Source organism: Curtobacterium sp. MCLR17_059, from assembly GCF_003234665.1.
In the GTDB taxonomy this organism is placed as follows: domain Bacteria; phylum Actinomycetota; class Actinomycetes; order Actinomycetales; family Microbacteriaceae; genus Curtobacterium; species Curtobacterium flaccumfaciens.
On sequence record NZ_QKSU01000016.1, the window covers coordinates 47,518 to 53,716 of the forward strand.

The window sequence follows — 6,199 nt, forward strand, 5'->3', positions numbered from 1 at the left end:
CTGCCCCGCATGCACGTCATCCTGGTCCCCGGGTTCTGGCTCGACGCGAGCGCATGGGACGACGTCGCCCCGGTGCTCCGGGAAGCCGGGCACTCGGTGCAGGCCGTCACGCGCGACGGCGACACGCTCGACGAGCAGGTCGCCGCGTTGGTCGCGATCCTGGACGACGTCGCGTCCGCCGACGAACCCGTCGTGCTCGCCGGACACTCGGGTGCCGGGCCGATCGCGTACATGGCCGCCGACCAGCGCCCGTCGCTCGTCGCGCACCTGCTCTACGTCGACACGTTCCCGGGGCCCGAGGGTGGGTGCGTCAACGACGAGCTGCCCGTGGTCGACGGGGTCGTGCCGCTGCCGTCGTGGGACATCTGGGAACCCGCCACCGTCCGGGGCATGACGCCCGAGGTCCGGCAGGACGTCGAGCACCGGGCGATCCCCGAGCCGGCCTCGGTGCCGTCGGACCGGTTCCACTACGCCGACCCCGCACGGCACACGATCCCCGCGACGATCATCACCTGCGAGATCCCCGCCGCCGAGCTGCTGGCGATGGTGGCGGACCACCAGGCCTGGGCGGCTGAGCTCGTCGCGACCGAGGAGCTCTCCATCGTCGGGCTCGAGACGGGCCACTGGCCGATGTTCACGGCGCCGCAGCAGCTCGGGGAGCTGATGGTGCAGGCGCTCGCGCCCAAGCCGACGCAGGCGCCGTAGGCGCGCAGCGCCGAGCGCGCGGCCTCGAGTGCGCGTCGCCGTCGAGTGAGCAGAAGACGTCGGGTCCGCCTCCGGCACCCGGCGTCTTCTGCACACTCGAACGCCGTGGGGGTGACCAACGGGGCCACGAGAGCGGTCCGGTCTGCCGCCACGGGCCTCCAGGCCTGGAGGCGCGGCTTGCGACACGCCCGGTCCTCGCGTAACGTGGACCCCTGGTTCTCCGCGTCCGCGCGGCGGGCCCGTTGTTCCAAGCCCTCCGACCGTCGCGAACGCCGCGGTCGCGCGGTGTCCGGCTCTCCTTCGACAGGGGAAGCGGACCTGGGCGGTGCACACAACCCCCTCGCACGGCCACCCCGGTGGCACTGCGCGTGTGCACCAGGCAAGTGAACTTGGGTGCGGCCGTCCGGTCGCACGGTACTCAGGAGGAAACCATGGCAGCAGTGTGCCAGGTGACCGGCGCCGTTCCCGGCTTCGGTCACAACATCTCGCACTCGCACCGCCGGACGAAGCGTCGCTTCGACCCGAACGTGCAGAAGAAGACGTACTACGTGCCCTCGCTTCGTCGTAACGTCACGCTCACGCTCAGCGCGAAGGGCATCAAGGTGATCGACGCACGTGGCATCGAGTCCGTCGTCAAGGATCTCCTCGCCCGTGGGGAGAAGATCTGATGGCGAAAAAGGGTCAGGACATCCGTCCGATCATCAAGCTCCGCTCGACGGCGGGCACCGGGTTCACCTACGTGACCAAGAAGAACCGTCGGAACAACCCCGACCGACTCGTGCTCAAGAAGTACGACCCGGTGATCCGCAAGCACGTCGACTTCCGTGAGGAGCGCTAAGCATGGCGAAGAAGAGCAAGATCGCGAAGAACAACCAGCGTGCCGTCATCATCGCGCGCTACGCCGAGCGTCGTCTCGAGCTGAAGAAGGCCCTCGTGGACCCGAACGGCACCGACGAGTCGCGTGAGGCCGCCCGCGTGGGCCTGCAGAAGCTGCCCCGCGACGCATCGCCCATCCGCTACCGCAACCGCGACGCCATCGACGGCCGCCCCCGTGGCCACCTCGGTGAGTTCGGCATCAGCCGTGTCCGTTTCCGTGACATGGCCCACCGCGGCGAGCTCCCCGGCATCACGAAGAGCTCCTGGTAAGCACTCGCAGTACACGACGCCCCGTCACCTCCTGGTGGCGGGGCGTTCGCTGTGTACGGGGTACATGCGAGCCGTCATTCGTCACATCTGCCCCTCCAGCACCCCCTCGGAGCCCCGGCAACCCCGGAAATCCGGGCGAGTCGGCGGTTTTCACCCCCGGCGGCTGGTAGGTTCAACTCCGGTTCCGCCGGGCCCTCGGCCCACTGGCACCGTGGCACGGGGCACCCGCTCCGGGCGCCGGACGACACGTGCGTCCGACCGATACTGCAAGAAGTCCGAGGAGGACATCCATGGCTGACAAGTCACTGAACCGCACCGAGCTCGTCGCTGCCGTCGCCGCTGAGTCCGGCCAGAGCCAGGCCACCGTCAACGGCGTCGTCGACGCGCTCTTCAGCGTCGTCTCGTCGTCCGTCGCCGACGGCACGAAGGTCACGATCCCCGGTTGGATCGCCTTCGAGAAGACGCACCGCGCCGCCCGCACCGGCCGCAACCCGCAGACGGGTGACGCCATCGAGATCGCCGCGAGCGACTCGGTCAAGGTCAGCGCCGGCTCGAAGCTCAAGGCTGCGGTCAAGTAAGACTGTTCCGCGCATCGGGAGGGACGGCTTCGGCCGTCCCTTTCGTCGTTCCCGGGGCGCGCGGGCGCGTGGTGCGCGGGTCCTGGCCTGGAGGCCCGTGCCGGTTTGCACAGATCGGCCCGCCCCGTCCGTCGGCCGGGTGGGCACCGCCTAGGCTTGACGGGTGAATCGGATCGCGCGCATCGCCGGTCCCGCCGTGCTCCTGCTCGTCGGGTTCGTGGCGCTGCTCACGGCACTCGTCATCGGTGGGGGCGCGAACCCCGCACTCATCGCCGACCCAGGGCCCGTCGTCCGCTTCGGGCTGCCGATCGCCCGGCTCGTCGTCGACCTGTCCGCGGCCACCACGATCGGTGGGCTCGCGCTGGCGACCGTCGGCCTCTCGCGCTCCGGCCCCGAGTGGAACCGCGCGATCGACGTCGCCGCCGGGGCCAGTGGTGTCTGGACGGTCGCGTCGGCCGTCGCCACGTTCTGCACGTTCCTCAGCGTCGCCGGTTCGCGCATCAGCATCGACGAGCAGTTCGGGCAGTCGATGGGGGTCTTCCTCACCGGCACCGAGCTCGGGCTCGCCTGGCTCGTGACCGTCCTCGTCGCCGCGGCCGTCACGGTGCTCTGCTTCGCCGTCCGTTCGCGGGGCATGGTCGCCCTGACCGCCGGCGTCTCGATGATCGGCCTCATCCCGCTCGCGCAGCAGGGTCACGCCGCCGGCACCGCCAGCCACGACGCCGCCGTGACGGCACTGGGGCTGCACCTGGTCGGTGCGGCGCTGTGGGTCGGTGGGCTCGTCATGCTCGTGCTGCTGCGCGGGGTGCTGCCCGGCGACCGGCTGGCCGTGGTCGTGGCGCGGTACTCGAGCATCGCCCTCGGCTGTTTCGTGCTCGTCGCCGTCTCGGGCAGCGCGTCGGCGCAGATCCGCGTCGGAGCGCTGTCGAACCTGTTCACCCCGTACGGCACGCTCGTCCTGGTGAAGATCGGCGCGATCGTGGCCATCGGGGTCCTCGGCGCGGTGCAGCGCCGTCGGGCCATCCGTGCGCTGACCACCTCGCCCGGTCGGCAGCGGCCCTTCTGGACCCTCATCGTCGTCGAACTCGCGGTGATGGGTGTGGCGTCGGGGTTCGCCGCGGCACTCGGACGGACCGCCACCCCGGTCGACCAGATCGCCCTGAGCAAGACCACCGACCCGAGCCCGGCGGAGCTCCTGACGGACGACCTGCTGCCGCACGCGCCCGGTGCGTGGGGCTGGCTGACCCAGTGGAACATCGACCTGTTCTGGCTGATGGCCGCCGTGCTGCTCGCCGCGACGTACGTGGCCGGCGTCGTGCGACTGCGGCGGAGCGGCGTGCGGTGGCCGGCGCGACGCTCGATCGCCGCGGCCCTTGCGATCGTGTCCCTGGTGGTCGCGACCTCGGGCTCGCTCCACCAGTACGACCGGTTCCTGGTCTCGGCGAACGTCGGCGCCCACGTGCTGCTCGGCCTGGTGGTCCCCGCCCTGGTGTGGGCGGCGGCACCGGTCGCCCTGATCCGCGCCGCCGTGCACCCCCGCAGCGACGACAGCACCGGGGTGCGTGAGTGGACCGACGTCATCGTCGAGCACCCGTCCGTGCGGTACCTGGCCCAGCCGTTCCCCGCGTTCCTGCTCGCGGCAGCCCTGTGGTGGGCCTTCTTCGCCACCGATGCCGTCCGGTGGTCCGTGAGCGACCCCACCGGTCGTACCGTCAGCGACGCCGTGTTCCTGCTGGTCGGGCTGCTGGCCGTCCCGACGCTCTGCACACCGATCCCTGCCGGGCACCGCCGCCCGACCACGGCTGCCGCCGTCGTCCGGATCGTCGGGGCGGTGGTGATCGCGGCGGGCATCGTCTCGCTCGGCATCGCGATGCGCGGGCCGCTCGGGCTGCTGCAGGCATCGTGGTTCGGCGCGATGGGCCGGACGTGGGGGCCCGATCCGCTCGTCGACCAGGCCCGGGCGGGCCTGGTGCTGATCGTCGCCGGGGTGCTGCTCCTGGTGACCGTGGTCGTGGTGGTGCTCGTGCGGCTGCGTCGTGACGGGGGAGACCCGGCCGACGTCGTCGACGCAGTTGCTGCCGGCGACGCAGCTGTGGCCGGTCCGACCGCCGCCGCCGAGCCCGCTTCCCGGGTTGACCAGGACGACCTGGACTTCGACGACGGCAGCGACGACCTCGAACCCTCGCCCGGAGCGGACGCCCGATGAGCATCGAGCTGAGCGACGAACAGCGCGCCGTCTTCGAGTACATCGAGCACACCCGTGACCACGTGTTCATCACCGGCCGGGCCGGCACGGGCAAGTCCACGCTGCTCAACCACCTGTCGTGGAACACCGAGAAGCAGGTCGTCATCTGCGCCCCGACGGGGGTCGCCGCGCTCAACGTCGGCGGCCAGACGATCCACTCGCTGTTCCGGCTGCCGATCGGGCTCATCGCCGACGCCGAGCTGCGGCAGGGCCCGGACACCCGCAAGCTGCTCAACACGATCGACACCCTGGTCATCGACGAGGTCTCGATGGTCAACGCCGACCTGCTCGACGGCATGGACCGGTCGCTCCGCAAGGCCCGCGGTCGGCAGTTCGAGCCGTTCGGCGGGGTGCAGGTCGTGATGTTCGGCGACCCGTACCAGCTGCCCCCGGTGCCCGGCGACGCCGACGAGCGCGCCTACTTCACCGACCACTACCGGTCGATGTGGTTCTTCGACGCCAAGGTGTGGCTCGAAGCCGAGCTCAACATCATCGAGCTCGCCACGGTGCACCGGCAGCGCGACGACGCCTTCGCCGCGATGCTCACCGCCGTCCGGCACGGTCGGGTCACCGCGGACATCGCCGAGCAGCTGAACACCGCGGGGGCCCGCCCGGCCCCGGACGACGCCATCACCCTGGCGACCCGCAACGACACGGTCGCCCGGATCAACAAGGCGGCCCTCGAACGGCTGCCCGGCAAGGTGAAGACCGCCAAGGCCGACGTCAACGGGGACTTCGGTGGACGGAACTTCCCGGCCGACGAAGCCCTCGAGCTGAAGCCCGGCGCGCACGTGATGTTCCTGCGCAATGACGCCGACCAGCGCTGGGTGAACGGCACCCTGGGCATCGTGACGGCCATCCGCGACACGGTGTGGGTCGACGTCGACGGCGAGTCGTTCGAGGTCCAGCCGTCGGTGTGGGAGAAGTTCAAGTACTCGTACGACGCGGACAAGAAGGAACTCAAGAAGGACACCGTCGGGGAGTTCCAGCAGTTCCCGCTCCGGCTCGCCTGGGCCGTGACCATCCACAAGTCCCAGGGCAGCACCTACGACCGGGCCGTGGTCGACCTCGGCAACCGGGTGTTCAGCGCGGGTCAGACGTACGTGGCGCTGTCGCGGCTGACCTCCCTCGAGGGGCTGTTCCTCACCCGGCCGCTCCGGCCGCAGGACATCATCGTCGACCTGGACGTCCGACGCTTCATGTCCGAGGCGCCCCGCATCGTCGCCACCGAGCTCGAGGCCCCGAAGAAGCAGCCGGACGCGGAGCCCGACGCCGACTGACGCGTCCGACTGACCCGTTGGGTCCGCTTCGGCCACACGCCGCCGGCACGCGCGCCTGCATGCCCGGACGCACACCGCCGAGCGGTCACGACTCCCCGTCGGTCCTGCGCCGAGTGGTCACTCGTTGTCGCCTGGACACTCCGCATCCGACAGTTCGTGACCGGCCGAAGCACCTGAGCGGGGAGTCGTGACCGCACGACACCCCCGCCGGAGCACCCCCCCCGCCGGACCACCGCCGCCGGACC

Annotated in this window: 7 protein-coding genes; all 7 read left to right on the forward strand. The window is 70.9% G+C overall.

The genetic code is table 11. From position 1 onward, the window contains the following. Positions 1 to 9 precede the first annotated feature (9 nt). The 7 genes from DEJ12_RS16915 (at position 10) to DEJ12_RS16945 (ending at position 5,954) form a co-directional block, all read left to right on the forward strand. A complete protein-coding gene (locus tag DEJ12_RS16915; RefSeq protein ID WP_071246243.1) occupies positions 10 to 705 on the forward strand; it encodes an alpha/beta fold hydrolase in 696 nt (231 codons plus the stop codon). A 431-nt stretch (positions 706 to 1,136) separates the two neighbouring features. Continuing rightward, positions 1,137 to 1,373 carry a 50S ribosomal protein L28 gene (gene rpmB / locus DEJ12_RS16920; protein WP_027464952.1) on the forward strand — a complete coding sequence of 79 codons (237 nt, stop codon included), beginning with the start codon at positions 1,137 to 1,139 and terminating at the stop codon, positions 1,371 to 1,373. After that, on the forward strand, positions 1,373 to 1,543 hold the full coding sequence (gene rpmG / locus DEJ12_RS16925) for a 50S ribosomal protein L33 (RefSeq protein ID WP_017886456.1): 171 nt from the start codon (positions 1,373 to 1,375) through the stop codon (positions 1,541 to 1,543). Before rpmB ends, rpmG begins: the two co-directional genes overlap by 1 nt. A 2-nt stretch (positions 1,544 to 1,545) precedes the next feature. Next, positions 1,546 to 1,851, forward strand: coding sequence for a 30S ribosomal protein S14 (gene rpsN, locus DEJ12_RS16930; RefSeq protein WP_017886455.1), 306 nt, complete (start codon positions 1,546 to 1,548; stop codon positions 1,849 to 1,851). 290 nt (positions 1,852 to 2,141) lie between these two features. Beyond that, positions 2,142 to 2,429 carry an HU family DNA-binding protein gene (locus DEJ12_RS16935; protein WP_017886454.1) on the forward strand — a complete coding sequence of 96 codons (288 nt, stop codon included), beginning with the start codon at positions 2,142 to 2,144 and terminating at the stop codon, positions 2,427 to 2,429. Between the two features lie 163 nt (positions 2,430 to 2,592). Next, positions 2,593 to 4,635, forward strand: a complete 2,043-nt coding sequence (locus tag DEJ12_RS16940) for a cytochrome c oxidase assembly protein (RefSeq protein ID WP_111030934.1) — start codon at positions 2,593 to 2,595, stop codon at positions 4,633 to 4,635. Beyond that, positions 4,632 to 5,954 carry an ATP-dependent RecD-like DNA helicase gene (locus tag DEJ12_RS16945; protein WP_111030936.1) on the forward strand — a complete coding sequence of 441 codons (1,323 nt, stop codon included), beginning with the start codon at positions 4,632 to 4,634 and terminating at the stop codon, positions 5,952 to 5,954. Before DEJ12_RS16940 ends, DEJ12_RS16945 begins: the two co-directional genes overlap by 4 nt. The last annotated feature ends 245 nt before the right edge of the window (positions 5,955 to 6,199 follow it).

Excerpts from the sequence above, each read along its gene's own strand:
- DEJ12_RS16915 (WP_071246243.1), top strand. The coding sequence starts at position 10 with ATGCACGTCATCCTGGTCCCCGGGTTCTGGCTCGACGCGAGCGCATGG.
- rpmB (WP_027464952.1), top strand. The coding sequence starts at position 1,137 with ATGGCAGCAGTGTGCCAGGTGACCGGCGCCGTTCCCGGCTTCGGTCAC.
- rpmG (WP_017886456.1), top strand. The coding sequence starts at position 1,373 with ATGGCGAAAAAGGGTCAGGACATCCGTCCGATCATCAAGCTCCGCTCG.
- rpsN (WP_017886455.1), top strand. The coding sequence starts at position 1,546 with ATGGCGAAGAAGAGCAAGATCGCGAAGAACAACCAGCGTGCCGTCATC.
- DEJ12_RS16935 (WP_017886454.1), top strand. The coding sequence starts at position 2,142 with ATGGCTGACAAGTCACTGAACCGCACCGAGCTCGTCGCTGCCGTCGCC.
- DEJ12_RS16945 (WP_111030936.1), top strand. The coding sequence starts at position 4,632 with ATGAGCATCGAGCTGAGCGACGAACAGCGCGCCGTCTTCGAGTACATC.